Annotated in this window: 10 protein-coding genes; all 10 read right to left on the bottom strand. The window is 72.1% G+C overall.

All coding sequences use genetic code 11. The annotated features are described in order from the left end of the window. Positions 1-13: 13 nt before the first annotated feature. The 10 genes from AB0873_RS13090 to AB0873_RS13045 all read right to left on the bottom strand — a co-directional run bounded on the left by AB0873_RS13090 (position 14) and on the right by AB0873_RS13045 (position 14,759). Positions 14-1,048, bottom strand: coding sequence for a sugar phosphate isomerase/epimerase family protein (locus tag AB0873_RS13090; RefSeq protein WP_366599875.1), 1,035 nt, complete (start codon positions 1,046-1,048; stop codon positions 14-16). Beyond that, positions 1,045-1,920 (bottom strand): SCO3242 family prenyltransferase, encoded by an 876-nt coding sequence (locus AB0873_RS13085; protein WP_366599874.1) that lies wholly within the window; start codon positions 1,918-1,920, stop codon positions 1,045-1,047. Before AB0873_RS13085 ends, AB0873_RS13090 begins: the two co-directional genes overlap by 4 nt. After that, positions 1,904-3,064: an inositol-3-phosphate synthase gene (locus tag AB0873_RS13080; RefSeq protein ID WP_366599873.1), complete on the bottom strand. Its 1,161-nt coding sequence runs from the start codon at positions 3,062-3,064 to the stop codon at positions 1,904-1,906. Before AB0873_RS13080 ends, AB0873_RS13085 begins: the two co-directional genes overlap by 17 nt. 533 nt (positions 3,065-3,597) lie before the next feature. Next, positions 3,598-4,812, bottom strand: a complete 1,215-nt coding sequence (locus AB0873_RS13075) for a Gfo/Idh/MocA family oxidoreductase (protein ID WP_366599872.1) — start codon at positions 4,810-4,812, stop codon at positions 3,598-3,600. Positions 4,813-4,832: 20 nt separating this feature from the next. Next, positions 4,833-5,885: a substrate-binding domain-containing protein gene (locus AB0873_RS13070; protein ID WP_155330785.1), complete on the bottom strand. Its 1,053-nt coding sequence runs from the start codon at positions 5,883-5,885 to the stop codon at positions 4,833-4,835. 94 nt (positions 5,886-5,979) lie between these two features. Next, a complete protein-coding gene (locus tag AB0873_RS13065; protein ID WP_366599871.1) occupies positions 5,980-7,101 on the bottom strand; it encodes an ABC transporter permease in 1,122 nt (373 codons plus the stop codon). Further along, positions 7,098-8,621: a sugar ABC transporter ATP-binding protein gene (locus AB0873_RS13060; RefSeq protein WP_366599870.1), complete on the bottom strand. Its 1,524-nt coding sequence runs from the start codon at positions 8,619-8,621 to the stop codon at positions 7,098-7,100. Before AB0873_RS13060 ends, AB0873_RS13065 begins: the two co-directional genes overlap by 4 nt. After that, positions 8,618-9,820: an ROK family protein gene (locus AB0873_RS13055; RefSeq protein WP_366599869.1), complete on the bottom strand. Its 1,203-nt coding sequence runs from the start codon at positions 9,818-9,820 to the stop codon at positions 8,618-8,620. Before AB0873_RS13055 ends, AB0873_RS13060 begins: the two co-directional genes overlap by 4 nt. A 440-nt stretch (positions 9,821-10,260) precedes the next feature. Then, positions 10,261-11,940 carry a ThuA domain-containing protein gene (locus AB0873_RS13050; RefSeq protein ID WP_366599868.1) on the bottom strand — a complete coding sequence of 560 codons (1,680 nt, stop codon included), beginning with the start codon at positions 11,938-11,940 and terminating at the stop codon, positions 10,261-10,263. An 11-nt stretch (positions 11,941-11,951) separates the two neighbouring features. Then, a complete protein-coding gene (locus AB0873_RS13045) occupies positions 11,952-14,759 on the bottom strand; it encodes a carbohydrate-binding protein (protein ID WP_366599867.1) in 2,808 nt (935 codons plus the stop codon). Positions 14,760-15,165 lie beyond the last annotated feature (406 nt).

The raw sequence follows: 15,165 nt of genomic DNA, 5'->3' as shown, positions 1-15,165 counted from the left end.
CCTTTGCTCTGCTTCACCCCACGCAACGGCCGGTATCCGGATAGCGGACGCCGGGCAGTGCGTCCGTTGAAGCAGAGCAAAGGGCGCCGGTGTGGTCCTGTCCCGTCGCCGGGGCACCGGCGGGCGCGGCGCCTCCCGCGCGATCGGCCGTCCCGCCGTTCGGCCCGGCCGCCGCGCGCAGAAACTCCAGCGAGCGGGCGGCGACGGTCGGCGCGGCGTGCGAGTGGCGGGGCAGCTCGACCGCGACCAGCCCCCGGTAGCCGACCTCGCGCAGCGCGGCCAGCACCGGCGGGAAGTCGATCTCGCCCGTGCCGAACTCCAGGTGCTCGTGCACGCCCCGCCGCATGTCGTCGATCTGGACGTTGACCAGGTGGGCGGCGACATCGCGGACGCAGTCGGGCACCGGCAGCGGCTCCAGGCAGCGGCAGTGTCCGATGTCGAGGGTGAGGCCCAGCCGGTCGGGCGCCCCCAGGGCCGCGTGCAGCCGGCGCCAGCCCGCGATGTCCTCGACCAGCATCCCCGGCTCGGGTTCGAAGCCCAGCGTCACGCCGGCCGCGTCGGCCGCCTCGACCACCGTGGCACACCCGCCCAGCAGGCGGTCCCAGGCCACGGCGGGCGGCACGGCCGCCGGCCGGACACCGGCCCAGAAGGAGACCGCCTCGGCGCCGAGGTCCGCGCCGACCGCCACCGCCCGGCGCAGGAACTCGATCCGGCGGGCCGGATCGTCGTGCTGCAGCGTCGGGGCGTGCTTGTGCCAGGGGTCGAGCAGGTACCGGGCACCGGTCTCGACCACCACGGCGAGGCCGAGCGCCGCCAGGCGACGGCCGACCGCCTCGACCCGCCGGGCCAGCGCGGGCGCGAACGGGTCCAGGTGGTCGTGGTCCAGCGTCAGCGCCACCCCGGTGTACCCGAGGTCCGCGATGACCGCGAGCGCGTCGTCGAGGCGGTGGTTGGCGAAGCCGTTGGTGCCGTACCCGAGCCGCAGCCCGCCGCCCGCCGGCACGGACGCCGTGGGATGACCGGGAGCCGGCGGCCGGGCGGCGGTCATGTCGGGGAGACCTTCCGGGCCAGGCGCCGGCCCAGCGGCGCGGCCGCCGCCACCGCCAGTCCCAGCAGGCCGGCACCGGCGCGGGCGGTCAACGCGCCCTGCAACGCGGGCAGGCCGGTGATGCCGGCGCCGACCGCCGCGCGGACCCGGCCGGCGGTCGGCTCGGCCACCACCCGGGCCTGGGCGGTGCCGTAGCGGGCGGCGTACCAGCCGGCGAGCAGGACCGGCAGGGCCGCCGCCACGGCGGCCACGCGGCTCCGGCCGCCGGCGGGGCGGTACGCGGCGCTCGCGGCGACCAGGGCGGTGCCGGCGAGGGTGCCCAGTGGGAGCGTGGTGTCGGCACCACTGACCTCGCGGCGGGAGAGCGCGGTGACGGTCCAGGTGTGGGCGGCGACGGTGACCGCCGCGGGCAGGGCGGTGCGCATCCGGCCGCCGGTCGCGCCGAGCAGGACGTCCAGCCCCCGGCACGCCGCCATCGCGGCCGGCCCGGCGGCGGTGTTCTTGGCCGCGAGGTCGTACGCCCAGACGGTGGCGGCGAGCGGCACCGCGACGGCGGCGGCGCGCCGGCCCCCGGCGGCGACGGCGAGCCCGACCCCGGCGGCGGTGAGGCCGGTGGCGATCCCGAGCGCGAGACCGGGGTCGACCCGGCCGCTGGGGATCGGCCGCTCGGGGCGCTCGACGGCGTCCAGCCGCCGGTCGGCCCAGTCGTTGGCGGCCATGCCGGCCCAGTACAGCAGCACCGACGCGGCGGCGAGGGCCGGCGTACGCGGACCGAGCGCGCGGGCCGCGGCGGCCCCGGCGACGACGTCCCCGGGCACCGAGAGCGCGGCCGGGGCGCGGACCAGCTCGGCGAGGTCAGCGACGCGGGGCATCGGTGCCCCCCTCGTGCAGCCGGCGGGCGAGGTCGCACAGCCGGGTCCACTGGTCGGCCAGGGCGTGCGTGGTGGTGCCGAGCGGGTCCTTGAAGAAGAAGGCGAGGTCGGTCAGGGGGCCGGTGTGCCCGGCGGCGTGCGCGGCGGCGGTGAGCCGGGCCAGGTCGAGCACCAGGGGCGCGGCGAGCGCCGAGTCACAGCCGTGCCAGGTGAACTGCAGCCGCCCGCCGGTGCCGAGGAAGCCGGCGAAGGTGACCAGGTCCCAGGCGGTCTTGAAGTCGCCCAGTTCCTCGACGTACTCGATCCGGGTGCCGCCCTGCGGCAGGTAACCGAGCGTCTCGCCGAGGAGCCGCTGCTTGCTGCGCACCTTCGCGGCGTTGGCGTCCGGGTCGGCGAGGGTGGCGCCGTCGCCGCCGCCGAGGAGGTTGATCCCGGACCAGGATCGGACCTCGAGGTGCCGCATGGCGAACATCGGGGCGAGCACCGACTTCAGCAGCGTCTCCCCGGTCTTGCCGTCGTGGCCCGCGTACGGCACGCGGTGCTCGTCGGCCAGCGCCGTCAGGGCCGGCAGCCGCAGGCCGGTGGACGGGGTGAAGTCGACGTACGGGCAGCCCGCCGTCACGGCCGCGTACGCGTACAGCGAGCTGGGGGGCAGCACCTCGTCGGGGCCGGTGAGGGCGGCCCGCAGGGCGGCCGGGTCGGCGTGCGCCGGGTGCGGGCGGGGTGCCGGTTCGGTGGCCGAGACGTTGACCACCACCACCCGGGCCAGCCGGTGCCGCTGCCGGAAGTCGGTGAGGTCGCGGACGATCGCGGCGGCGCGCTCGGCCTGCGTCCCGCCGGTGGGTGCGAGGCGCAGCTCCGGCTCGACCGCGGCCAGTTCGTCGGTCAGCGCGGCGACCAGGCGGCCCGGCAGCACGCCGGCGGCGGCGAGGGCCTCGGCGCGCTTCGCGAGCGGGGTGGTGACGACGTCGTGCCCGCCGAGGACCAGGTCGGTGAAGGACGGCAGGGCGGGACCGCGCACCTCGGGAAGCTCGGTGACGCACCCGATCGGCCCGGTCAGGCCGGCCCGCAGGGCGAGCGCCCCGACGATGCTGGTGGTCGCGACCGAGCCGCGCGCCCCCACCAGCCAGACACCCGTACGCATGGCACTCCTTCCCGGTCGGGGAAACCGGCCTGCATAGACCTACATAGATATCAGAAGATCGTTCCGAAAGATACCCTTTGTGCGGGTGGGCCCCGCCCGCCGTCCACCCCGGGAAGCTCACCGGCCGGCACCGAAGTCGGCGGCGACGACGCCGGACCGGCGCCCGGTGCGGGTGCGGACGGGCGGGGCTGGCAGGCAGGGACGGTCGGCGTCTCGCCCCTGCCTCCCCCGCATCCGCCGGTCGGACGGCGGCGCGCCCGAGCGGACGACTTCATCGGAGGCGGTCGTGCCCGGCCGTGGTGGGCGGGTCGGGCGGTGGGCCGCCAGGGGGTGGGTGGTGTCGGGGTGGTGGCGACCGGCCCGGTCGCCGTGGGTGGCGGTCCTCCGGTGCGGCCGGGGAATCCCGGTCCGGCCGCACCGGACGACCTGCTCGTGCCGCCGGTCGGCCCGGTGACACGTCCTCCGGTCCCGACCCGAACCCGGCCGCGGGGCGCAACCGCGGCCGGCCCTCGCCGGTCGGTCCCGGAGGTGACTCAGGCGGCGACCGTCGCCAGTGCCGGCTCCACGTCGGTCCACGAGGAACCGAGCTCGGCCGACCGGCTCACCGCGTCCAGCACCAGTTGGACCTGCAACGCGTCGGCGAACGAGGGCGCCGGGTCGACGCCGGTCGCCACCGCCTCGACGAAGTCCCGCATCTGGTGGGTGAAGGAGTGCTCGTACCCGATGATGTGGCCCGGCGGCCACCAGGCCGACATGTACGGGTGCTCGCCCTCGGTCACCAGGATCCGGCTGAAGCCCTGCTCGGCGGCGGGCCGCGTCGCGTCGTAGAACTCCAGTTCGTTGAGGCGTTCCAGGTCGAAGACCACCGAGCCGAGCGACCCGTTGATCTCCACCCGGAGGGCGTTCTTCCGGCCGGTGGCGAACCGGCTCGCCTCGTACGTCGCCAGCGCGCCGCCGTCCAGCCGCGCGACGAACACGGCGGCGTCGTCGACGGTCACCGGGCCGGTGGCGGGGCGGTGCCCGTCACCGTCCAGCGTGGCCGCCAGGCCGTTCGAACCGGCGGGCAGCGGCCGTTCCTTGACGAACGTCTCGGTGACGGCGCTGACCCCGGTGATGAGCTGGCCGGTGACGTACTGGGTCAGGTCGATGATGTGCGCGCCGATGTCGCCCAGCGCGCCGGAGCCCGCCTTGTCCTTCTGCAGGCGCCAGACCAGCGGGAACTGCGGATCCACGATCCAGTCCTGCAGGTAGGTCGCCCGGACGTGCCGGATCACCCCGAGCCGTCCGTCGGCGACCAGCTGCCGCATCATCGTGACCGCGGGCACCCGGCGGTAGTTGAACCCGCACATCGACCGCACCCCGGCGGCCTGAGCGATGGCCGCCGCGGCGGCCATCGCCCGGGCCTCGGACACCGTGTTGGCCAACGGCTTCTCGCACAGCACGTGCTTGCCGGCGGCCAGCGCGGCGAGGGCGATCTCGGCGTGACTGTCGCCCGGCGTGCAGACGTCGACCACGTCGATGTCGTCCCGGGCGACCAGGTCGCGCCAGTCCGTGGTGTACGCCTCCCAGCCGAGCCGGTCGGCGGCCTCGGCCACCTTCCCGGTGTCCCGGCCGCAGATCAGCGCCATCCGGGCCCGCGCCGGCAGGTCGTACACCCGGTTCACGGTGCGCCACGCCTGTGAGTGCGCGGCGCCCATGAACGCGTAGCCGACCATGCCGACCCGCAGTTGCTTGTCTGTCGTGGACAAGGTGGGTCTCCCCCCGTGTGTCAGAACCCGAGCTTCAGGTAGTTGCTCGCGTTCTCCTTCGTGATCGTCTCGGAGGCGAGGATGATCTCCTTGGGCACCTGGAGCTCCACCAGGTCGGACATGCCCTTGCCCTGCCCGATGAGACGGGCCAGGGAGATGGCCGAGGAGGCCATCGAGGGGCTGTAGGTGACGGTGGCCTTCAGCACGGTGTTGTCGGCCTGGATGTCCTCGATGGCCTTCTTCGAGCCGGCGCCGCCGACCATGAAGAACTCGCTGCGGTTGGCCTGCTTGATCGCGGCCAGTACGCCGATGCCCTGGTCGTCGTCGTGGTTCCAGAGGGCGTCCATCTTCGGCAGGGCCTGCAGGAGCTGGGCGGCCTCCTGCTGGCCCGTGTCGGCGGTGAACCGGGCCGCGCGGCGGTTCTGGACCTTGAAGCCGGCCTGGGCCAGCGTGTCCGCGAAGCCCTTCGACCGCTCCTGGGTCAGCTCCAGCTCGTCCATGCCGGCGATCTCACCGATCACCGGGGCGGTGACGTTCTTGGCCTTGAGCTGGGCGATGATGTACGTGGCGGCGGCCACGCCCATGCCGTAGTTGTCGCCCTTGATCTGCAGCCGGTACGCCTTGGCGTCCGGGAACGCCCGGTCCAGGTTGACCACCGGGATGCCGGCCTGCATCGCCTCCAGGCCGAACGCGTTGAGTTCCTTGCCGTCGTGCGGCAGCAGCACGATCACGTCCGGCTTCTGCGAGATCAGCGTGGACAGCGCCGCCCGCTGGGCCGCCGCGTCCGCGCCGGCCTCGACCGTCTTGAACTCCACGTCGGAGTACGCGCCGGCCTGCGCCTTGGCGTTGTTGGTGATGGCGGCGATCCAGCCGTGGTCGGCGGCGGGAGCGGAGAAGCCGATGACGACGCGCTTGCCCGGCTCGTTGTTACCGCCGGGTGCCGCCGCCTTGGTCTGCGCCTCGGTCGGCTGGGCCTCGTTGCTGGTGCAGCCGGCGAGCAGGACGCCGGCGCCGACAGCGGCCCCGCCGAAGAGCAGCCGGCGGCGCGACAGGTCGCGGCTGTGCTGGGTCATGACGACCTCCTGGTTTGCGGTGGTGGAGGGAATTTGGGGTGTGCGAGGTCCGGCCACCGTCGTCGAGTTCGGGTGGCCCAGGTGCGTGTGTCGATCAGGTGGTGGTGAGCCGGTTCCGGTTGAGGAACTGGGTGAGGCTGCGGAACTGGACCTGCTGGACCAGGACGGCCGCGACGATGATGCCGCCCTTGACCATGTTCTGGGCCTCCGTGGAGAGGCCGTTGATGGCGAAGAGGTTGGTGATGGTGGCGAAGATGACCACCCCGAGCAGGGAGCCGATGATGGTGCCCCGCCCGCCGCTGAGCAGCGTGCCGCCGATGATCGCGGCGGCGATCGCGTCCAACTCGTAGAGGTTGGCCATCGCCGCCTGCGCCGAGTTGGCCTGGGCGGTCAGCATGATGGCCGCGATGCCGCAGCACAGGCCGGACAGCGCGTACAGCAGCAGGGTGTGCCGCTTGACGTCGATGCCGGCCAGCCGGGCCGCTTCCGGGTTGCCGCCGACCGCGACGGTCCGCCGGCCGAAGGTGGTGCGGTTGAGCAGCACCCAGCCGGCGGCGACCACCGCGGCGAGGATGTAGACCAGCAGCGGGATCCCGAGCAGGTTCGTGCTGGCGATGCCGTTGATGAAGGTGTTGTCGGACACCTGGGTCTGCTTGTCGGAGATCTCCGCGGCGAGCCCCCGGGCGGCGACCAGCATCGCCAGGGTCGCGATGAACGGGACCAGCCGCCCGTACGAGATGAGCAGGCCGTTCACCAGTCCCACCGCGAGCCCAACGGTGAGTGCGCTGAAGATCATGCCCCCGGCGCCGTAGCTCTGCGTGGCGAGCGTGGTGCACCAGACTCCGGCGAGCGCGACGATCGCGCCGACGGAGAGGTCGATGCCGCCTCCGATGATCACGAACGTCATGCCGACCGTGACCACGCCGACCACCGACGCGAGCTTGAGGATGCTGAGGAAGTTGGCCCAGACCCAGTCCGGGTCGGAGTAGAGGTCGGAGCGGGTGGCCGCGCCGATGATGATCAGCACGACCAGAACCCCCACCAGGGCGAGGTTGCGTCGGGCGCCCTCGCCTCCCTCGCCGTGCCACCAGGAGAGCCGGCCGCCGGTCTTCTCGCTGGCCAGGGCCGTCTCCGCCGGGTCCACGGGCGGCGACTGCGCCGGCAGCCCCGTTCCGCGCTCCGGTGCGGCGGTGGAGGTGGGCGTGGAATCGCTCATGCCGGTGCGCCTTCCATCAGGGACCCCGCCATGACGAGGTCGAGCACGGTGTTCTCGTCGAGTTCGGTGGCCGGCGCCTCGCAGACGACCCGGCCCTCCCGCATGACCAGCACGCGGTCGGCGAGGCCGAGCACCTCGGGCACCTCGCTGGACACCAGCAGCACCCCGACGCCGCGGGCGGCCAGGGCACGGATCACCTGGTACAGCTCGGCCCGCGCGCCGACGTCCACGCCCCGGGTCGGCTCGTCGAGCAGCAGCAGCTTCGTGTCGCCGAGCAGCCACCGCCCGACCACGACCTTCTGCTGGTTGCCGCCGGAGAGCGTCCGCACCGGCCGGCGGACGTCGCGGGGCCGCAGGTCGAGGCTCTCCGCGATCCGGTCCGCCTCGGCCCGCTCCCGCGCGGCGTCGGTGAAACCCGCCCGGGAGTACCGGCCGAAGGTGGCGAGCGTGACGTTGCGGTAGATCGGCTCGCCCAGCAGCAGCGCCTGGCTCTTGCGCTCCTCGGGGGCCATGCCGAGGCCGGAGCGTACGGCGGACCCGACGCTGCCCGGGCGGAGCGCCCGGCCGGCGACCCGCACGGTGCCGGCGTCGGCCCGGCGGGCGCCGTAGATGGTCTCCAGCAGCTCGGACCGGCCGGAGCCGACCAGCCCGGCGATGCCGACGATCTCGCCGGCCCGGACGCCGAGCGTGACGTCGGCGAACTCGCCGGCCCGGGTCAGCCCGTCGACGCGGAGCAGGTCGTCGCCGGCCGGCGCCGCGGCGGGCCGGTCCGGGAAGACGTACTCGATGGTCCGGCCGGTCATCTTCGAGACCAGGTCGCGGGTCGGTGTGTCGCGGGCCGGCAGGTTCGCCGCGGTGGTCCGGCCGTCCTTGAGTACGGTGACACGGTCGCCGATCTCGCGGATCTCCTCCAGCCGGTGGGAGATGTAGATGACGGCGATGCCCTGCGCGGTCAGCTCGCGGATGATCCGGAAGAGGTTGCCGACCTCGTCGTGGGCGAGCACGGCGCTCGGCTCGTCCATGATGATCAGTCGCGCCTCGTGGGACAGCGCGCGGGCCATGCTGACGACCTGTTTGCCGGCGGCCGGCAGCGACCGGACCATCCGGTTCGGCGGGATCTCGGCGTGCCCGAGCCGGCCGAGGATCTGGCGGGTCCGGCGGGCCATCTGACCGCGTCGGACGAAGCCGAGGCGGCGCGGCTCGTGGCCCAGGAAGGCGTTCTCCGCCACCGACAGGTCCTCGACCAGGTCCAGTTCCTGGTAGATGGTGGCGATGCCGGCGCGCATGGCGGCCTGCGGGTTGGTGAACGTGACCGGCTCGCCGCGCCACTCGACGGTCCCCGAGTCCGGACGGTGCACCCCCGCGAGGACCTTGATCAGGGTGGACTTGCCGGCGCCGTTCTGCCCGAGCAGGCAGTGCACCTCCCCGGCGCGGACCTCCAACTGCACGCCGTCGAGGGCGCGTACGCCCGGGAAGGTCTTCACCACGTCGGTGAGGCGCAGCACGGTCTCGGCGGTCATCGGCGCCTCCAGGTGGGTTGGGACTTGGCAGGGAGCATGGCGACCATCGTCGGGTCGGCGAGGACCCGTTCGACCGCGACGTGGGCTGCGCCGTGAGCTGCGGCCCGGAAGTCGAGTTCGGAGGCGACGAACTGGCACCGGGCGTCCGGACCGGCCACGACCAGCCGGCCCAGCTGTGCCTGTGCCTCGGCGATGAGGTGTCCGCGGAACCGGGCGAAGTAGCCGCCCAGGACGATCACCCGCGGGTTCAGCAGGTTGACCAGGATGGCGCCGCCGATGCCGAGCCACCGGGCGATCTCCCGCAGGGCCTGCTCGACCCGGGGGTCCCCGGCCGCCTGCCGGCGTTCGATCTCCGTCAGCCGCTCCTCCGGCGCCCGTACCGGGCCGCTGTCCGGGCGCCCGTAGGCGTGGTCCGGCGCCGCCATCCGCAGCAGCGCCGCAAGGCCGACCTTGGTCTCCCAGCACCCGGTCCGCCCGCAGCCGCACCGGTCACCGTTCGGGTCGACCGGGAGGTGGCCGACCTCCCCCGCGAAGCCGTCGCCACCGCGCAGCAGCCGACCGCCGGAGATGATGCCACCGCCGACACCGACCTCCCCGGTCAGGTAGACCAGATCGGGGGTGCCGGCCGCCACGCCCGCGGTGTACTCCGCCAGCGCGGCCAGGTTGGCGTCGTTGTCGACCCGCACCGGTATCGGGGCCGAGGCGGCGGCCAACCGCTGCGCCACCGGGACGTCCCGCCAGCCGAGGTTGGGTGCGTACAGCACGGTGCCGGTCTCCACGTTCACCAGCCCGGGGACCGCCACCGTGATCCCCATCACCCGCAGCCCGGCCGCGGCGAGGTCGGCGAGCGCCTCGCGCACCACCCCGGCGAGCCGCTCCAGCGACCGGTCGACGTCGGAACCCATCGCGTCGAAGCCGATCCGCCGGTCGATCAGCGTCCGCCCGGTCAGGTCCAGGCCGTGCGTGGCGATGTAGTCGACGTTGATCTCCAGCCCGAGCGCGCCGACGGTGGCCCCGTCGAGGGAGATCACCCGCCCTGGACGGCCGACCGCGCCAGCCTGCCGCAGGCCGGTCTCGACCACCAGGCCACGGGCCTGCAGCTCGCTGATCAGGCTGGAGACGGTGGTCTTGTTCAGCCCGGTCTCGGCGGCGATGGCCGCCCGGGACGCCGGGCCCCGGGTGTTGAGGTAACGCAGCACCAGGGAGAGGTTGGAACGACGAACGGTGGTCTGATCGGCCGGAAGATCTGCCGGCTGCGCCGGGGCTCCGGTCGGTTCAACCTGAACCACCAACCGTCTCACCTCCTTCCCTGACGCTTTGTCGACCTGACGTGTCGGCTATCAAATTAGGTGTGGCCGACACCCTCGACAAGACCATGGGGATAAATACCTTCGTAACACTTCGGCAACGACACCTGCCGTTGCCCGTGATTAACCGCCAAACGACGGTCAGTCCCGCCGGGGGCGAGCAGAACAAAGCCCGTCCCGGCCGCCCGAATCAATTCGGCGCACGATTGTGCAAGCCCGCGCGGGCACATTCGACAGCTGTATCGCAGTCGCCGGTCCGGCATTGTTCGCCGTTCGGGGCCGCCTGGTGTGCGGCGGGGCCGGCGGGCGCGCCCGCCGGCCCCGCCGGTCGCCTAGCCGCCGTCGAGGGTGAGCCAGTCGACGTCGAACAGATACCCGCTCCCGCCCTTGAAGAGCAGGTGCAGCGGGCCGGTACCGGTGCTGCTCAGAGTGGTACCGACGGTGGTGAAGGTGCCCCAGCCGCCAGTGCCCGGCACCGTCACCGACCCGAGCAGTGGCCCCGTGGCCGAGCCGGACCGGACCTCGATGGTGCCGCCGGCGGTCGCCGAGGAAACCCGGGCGGAGAAGGACGTCCGGCCGGCGGTGCTCACCGCCGCGTACCCCACCCAGTCACCGTTGTTGACGTACCCGACGGTTTTTCCACCACTGGCCGACGAGTGATTCGCGACCTGCACTCCGGACGACGATGAATAGGACTCTCCCTCCACCTTGACGGACGACGCGACAAGTTCTCGGATCCGGATGTTCCGGAACGAAACATCGTCGCCGGCACCATTGTTCTGGATGCCCACGTAACCCTGCGGGCTCCGATTCGGGTCACTGTTGGTGAAATCGTTGATCTGCACGCCGTTGAGGAACACCCGGATGCGTTCGCCCTCCACCAGCAGCTCGTAGGTGTTCCAGCTTCCGGGCGGGTTCAGGGCCGCGTCCCGGGCCGACGCGTTCGGCGCCTTCACCCCGTAGACGGCCCCGGTCACCTGGTTCGCCGAACCGGAGCCGCCGATCTGGATCTCGTAGCCGCCGGCGGGGGTGGTCCCGGACGTGCCGTCGGCGCCGATCAGCACGCCGGAGTCGTCCGACCCGGCCAGCCGCCAGTCGAGCTTGAGGGAGTACGACCGGAATGCCTTGGCCGAGTGCCAGTAGACGCCCCGGCCGCCGAAGGAGCTGAGGGTCGCGTCGCTGTTGGTGAAACCACCCGGTCCGGCCTGCGTCCAGCCGGCGGTCGACCCGCCGTAGAGGATGGTGTAGCCGGTCTCCGGCCGGCAGTCGAACATCGCGAAGCCGGCCGCGTACCGGATCCCGCCCAACAGGTGGGTCCGGAACGTCGGGTCGGTGAAGGAGGCGTCGGTGTGCCCGCCCCCGGTGTAGAACGACCGGCCGGCGGAGATCGAGCGGCACCAGACGATCGGGTGGTCCCCCATGGTGCCGCCGGAGTAGCTGGCCTCGTCGAGGCTGGCCAACACCCGCGCGGATGACCGCGGGTTGACGTGGTAGTTGTACCACTCGTCGGTGCGGGTCCAGGTCTGCGGCAGGTGCGCGGTCGCGGAGTGCGCCCGGCTCTCCACCCGCACCTGGGCCGACTGAACCGCCGGGTGGGACACGAACCGGGCACCCACCAGCTGGCCGTACCAGGGCCAGCTGTGCTCGGTGTCGGCTGCCGCGTGCACCCCGACGAACCCACCACCGCCCTCGATGTACGCCTGGAAGGCGTCCTGCTGGCTGGTGTTGAGCACGTCACCGGTGGTGTTGAGGAAGACCACCGCCTCGAACTGGGCGAGATTGGCGGTGGTGAAGGCGTTCGCGTCCTCGGTCGCGGTGACGGTGAAGTTGTTCGCCGCACCGAGGTCGCGGACCGCCTGGACGCCCGCGGCGATGGAGCCGTGCCGGAAACCCGCGGTCTTGGAGAAGACCAGCACCTGGTACGCGGGGTCGGCAGCCGACACCGGCGGAGCGAAACTGCCGATCAGCAGCAGGGCGGCCGCGAGTGTGGCCGCGAGCCGGATGGTTTTCATGGCACCTCCCCTCAGGACAGGACGAAGGAGTCGACGTCGAACAGGTAGCCGGTGCCGGATCCGCGGTACACCAGGTAGAGCGGGCCGGACGCGGAGCTGGTGAGCGTGGTCGAGACGGACTGGAAGGTTCCCCACCCACCGGTGGTCGGCACCGACACCGACCCGAGCAGGGTGCCGGTCGCCGAGCCGGAGCGGATCTGGATGGTGCCGCCGGTGGTGGCCGAGGAGACCCGCGCGGTGAAGGACGTCTTCCCGGCCGTGCTCACCGCCGCGTACCCGGTCCAGTCGCCGTCGTTGATGTAGCCGACGGTCTTTCCGCCGTTGGCGTTGACGTGGTTGGCGACCTGCACTCCGGACTGCGAGCTGAACGACTCCGCCTCGGTGCTCCCGGTGGCGAAGGTGAACGCGTCCAGGTCGAACAGGCTGCCGGTGCCACCGGTGAAGACGAGGTACAGCGGGCCGGTTCCGTTCGGCGCCGCGGTCAGCGCGGTGCTCACCTCGGTGAAGGTGTTCCAGTTTCCGGTGACCGGCACGGTGACCGAGCCGAGCAGCGTTCCGGTGGCCGAGCCGTACCGCACCTGGATGGTGCCGCCCGCGCCGGCCGACGAGGCCCGGGCGGTGAACGCGGTGGCGTTGCTGAGCCGGTACGGCTGGAACGCGATCCAGTCGCCGTTGTTCACGTAGCCGACCGTCGTGCCGCCCTCGGCGTTGCTGTGGCTGACCTTCTGCACCCCGGACTGGGTGGAGTAGTGCTCGGCCTGCCGGTGCCGCGGCTGCAGGATGACCTGCGCGGTGCCGGTGGCCCCGGCGGTGTCGGTGTAGCTGGCCTGCAGGACGCCGTAGATGTTCGCGGTCTCGTCGTGCTCCCCGTCTACCGGGATGGTGATCGTCCCGGAGCAGCCCGTCTTCGAGGTGATCTGGTGGGCGTGCTCGTCGTGGCCGAGCAGATAGGCCAGGGTGACCTTCGTGCAGTCGATGCTCGTCTCCTCCGGATCGGTGACGCCGATCTGGAACGGCACCGTGTCACCGAAGCTGAACAGCGTCCCGGTGGTCGGGGCCTGGAAGGTGACGGTCGGGGCGGTGTTGCCGACGGTCACCGTGACGTTGGCGGTACCGGTGGCCCCCTGCGGGTCGCGGACGGTCAGGGTCACCGCGTAGGTCCCGTTGCTGTTGAAGGTCTTCGTCGGGTTCGCCGCGGTGGAGCTGGTCCCGTCGCCGAAGTTCCAGGAGTAGGTCAGCGCGCCGCCGTCGGGGTCGGACGAGCCGGCCGAGGAGAAGGCCACGGTCAGCGGCGCCGGGCCGGAGGTCTTGTTCGCGGTCGCCACGGCCTGCGGTGCCTTGTTCCCGCCGCCGATGTACTCGATCCGGTAGATCCCCGGCGTGGCGTTGTTGCCCCCATAGTCGAGCACGTAGAACGCCCCGTCCGAGCCGAACGCGGTGTCGATGATCTGCCCGCCGGACCAGGGGAAGTTGTTGATCGCGCCGTAGCTCCCGTCCGAGTTGATGTCGACGACCTTGATCCACTTGCGGCCGTACTCGGCGGCGAAGTAGTGCCCGTTCAATTCCTGCGGGAACTTCACCGTCGACGAGCTGGCCGCGTTGTACCGGTAGACCTGGCCGCCCATCGGCGACTCCGACCCGCTGCCGAACTCCGGCGGGGAGCCGGCGGAGCCGCCGTAGCGGATCCAGGAGGGCTTGGCCGCCGGCAGGTTCGTCAAACCGGTGTTGCGGAACGAGTTGTTGACCGGCGCCGCGCAGTTGTACTGCCCGGTGGCCGGACCGCTGGGGAAGGTCCACTCCCAGTACGTCTCGGCGGTGGTGTTCAGCCCGGTGCAGTACGGCCAGCCGAAGTTGCCCGGCCCGGTGATCCGGTTGAACTCGACCTGTCCGGCCGGTCCGCGCCCGGACACCGCGCCGCCGTCAGGCCCGTACTCGCCGAGGTAGACGATGCCGGTGGGCTTGTCGACGCTCATCCGGAACGGGTTGCGGAAACCCATGGCGTAGATCTCCGGGCGGGTCTTCGTGGTACCGGGCGCGAAGAGGTTTCCGGTCGGGATGGAGTACGAACCGTCAGCATTCACCTTAATCCGGAGCAGCTTGCCCCGCAGGTCGTTGGTGTTGGCTGAGGTCCGCTGGGCGTCGAACTGCGGGTTGCGGTCGGCGCGCTCGTCGATCGGCGCGGAGCCGCTGGACTCGAACGGGTTGGTGTCGTCGCCGGTGGTCAGGTACAGGTTGCCCTGCGCGTCGAAGTCGATGTCCCCGCCGGCGTGACAGCACAGGCCGCGGTCGCTGGGGACCTTGAGCACGACCTTCTCGCTGGCGAGATCCAACGTGTTGTCGGTCTTGAGCACGAACCGGGAGAGCCAGAACTCGCCCTTCCACGCGTTCCAGTCCGCCTGGGTGCCGGTCTTCGGGGCGTCGCCGCTCGGCGTCGACAGCTTGGGCGAGTAGTAGAGGTAGATGTACCGGTTGGTGGTGAAGTTCGGGTCGACCCCGACGCCTTGCAGGCCCTCCTCGTCGTGGGTGTAGACGGTGAGCTTGCCGGCGACGCTGGTGTTGCCGTTCTTGTCGGTGATCCGGATCGTTCCGTCGCGGGCGGTGTGCACGACGGAAAGGTTGGGCAGGAGGGCCAGCGACATCGGCTGGCCGACGTCGCCACTACCGGAGGCGAGCTGAACGGCCTGGTAGTCGGCGGGATCGACACTGTGGGCGCCCACCGGGGACTGCGCGCCGACGACCACCGCGGTGGTCGTGAAGGCCAGCAGCACGGCGTGGAGCAGCCGCGATCGACGCCTTGGACGGGACGGAGACATGAGCATCTACCTCTCCTGAGCTGTGAGCCAGTCAGGCAGAGCGCGCGCCGCCGCGCTGATGCCGGGGTGGGGGTACCACGGTGGTGGGGGGAGCCGCGTGACGGGTGCCGAGTCCGTCAGCGTGTGCTTCGGGGCCCTCGACGCCAGGACCGGCAACGTCACTCATGACGTCCGCCGGCGAGTTGGCGCCGCGAAGCTCCGCAGCCCGTGATGTGGTTGCCCCGGATCGCTGGGAGCAGGACCCAAAGGTCCGGTTCGGGGGATCGCTCCATTCGTCCGGTGGCCCAACAAACAAACCACAGTGGACACCTTCCGCGCAACACTCGTTCCGGAAAATTTTGCCTTGTCGATCGATCCCGAGGTACGTTGGCCGGTTGGGGGGTGCACGCTCAGTCGTCCGGCCGAGGTGGTG

Source organism: Micromonospora sp. NPDC047707 (assembly GCF_040704235.1).
Taxonomy (GTDB): Bacteria; Actinomycetota; Actinomycetes; order Mycobacteriales; family Micromonosporaceae; genus Micromonospora.
Note: the sequence above shows the minus strand (reverse complement) of the source record. Positions and strands in the feature narration are given on the sequence as shown.

Bases quoted from the DNA above. Each gene is read 5' to 3' on its own strand.
- AB0873_RS13045 (WP_366599867.1), bottom strand. From the start codon at position 14,759: ATGCTCATGTCTCCGTCCCGTCCAAGGCGTCGATCGCGGCTGCTCCAC.
- AB0873_RS13060 (WP_366599870.1), bottom strand. From the start codon at position 8,621: ATGACCGCCGAGACCGTGCTGCGCCTCACCGACGTGGTGAAGACCTTC.
- AB0873_RS13065 (WP_366599871.1), bottom strand. From the start codon at position 7,101: ATGAGCGATTCCACGCCCACCTCCACCGCCGCACCGGAGCGCGGAACG.
- AB0873_RS13050 (WP_366599868.1), bottom strand. From the start codon at position 11,940: ATGAAAACCATCCGGCTCGCGGCCACACTCGCGGCCGCCCTGCTGCTG.
- AB0873_RS13080 (WP_366599873.1), bottom strand. From the start codon at position 3,064: ATGCGTACGGGTGTCTGGCTGGTGGGGGCGCGCGGCTCGGTCGCGACC.
- AB0873_RS13085 (WP_366599874.1), bottom strand. From the start codon at position 1,920: ATGCCCCGCGTCGCTGACCTCGCCGAGCTGGTCCGCGCCCCGGCCGCG.
- AB0873_RS13070 (WP_155330785.1), bottom strand. From the start codon at position 5,885: ATGACCCAGCACAGCCGCGACCTGTCGCGCCGCCGGCTGCTCTTCGGC.
- AB0873_RS13090 (WP_366599875.1), bottom strand. From the start codon at position 1,048: ATGACCGCCGCCCGGCCGCCGGCTCCCGGTCATCCCACGGCGTCCGTG.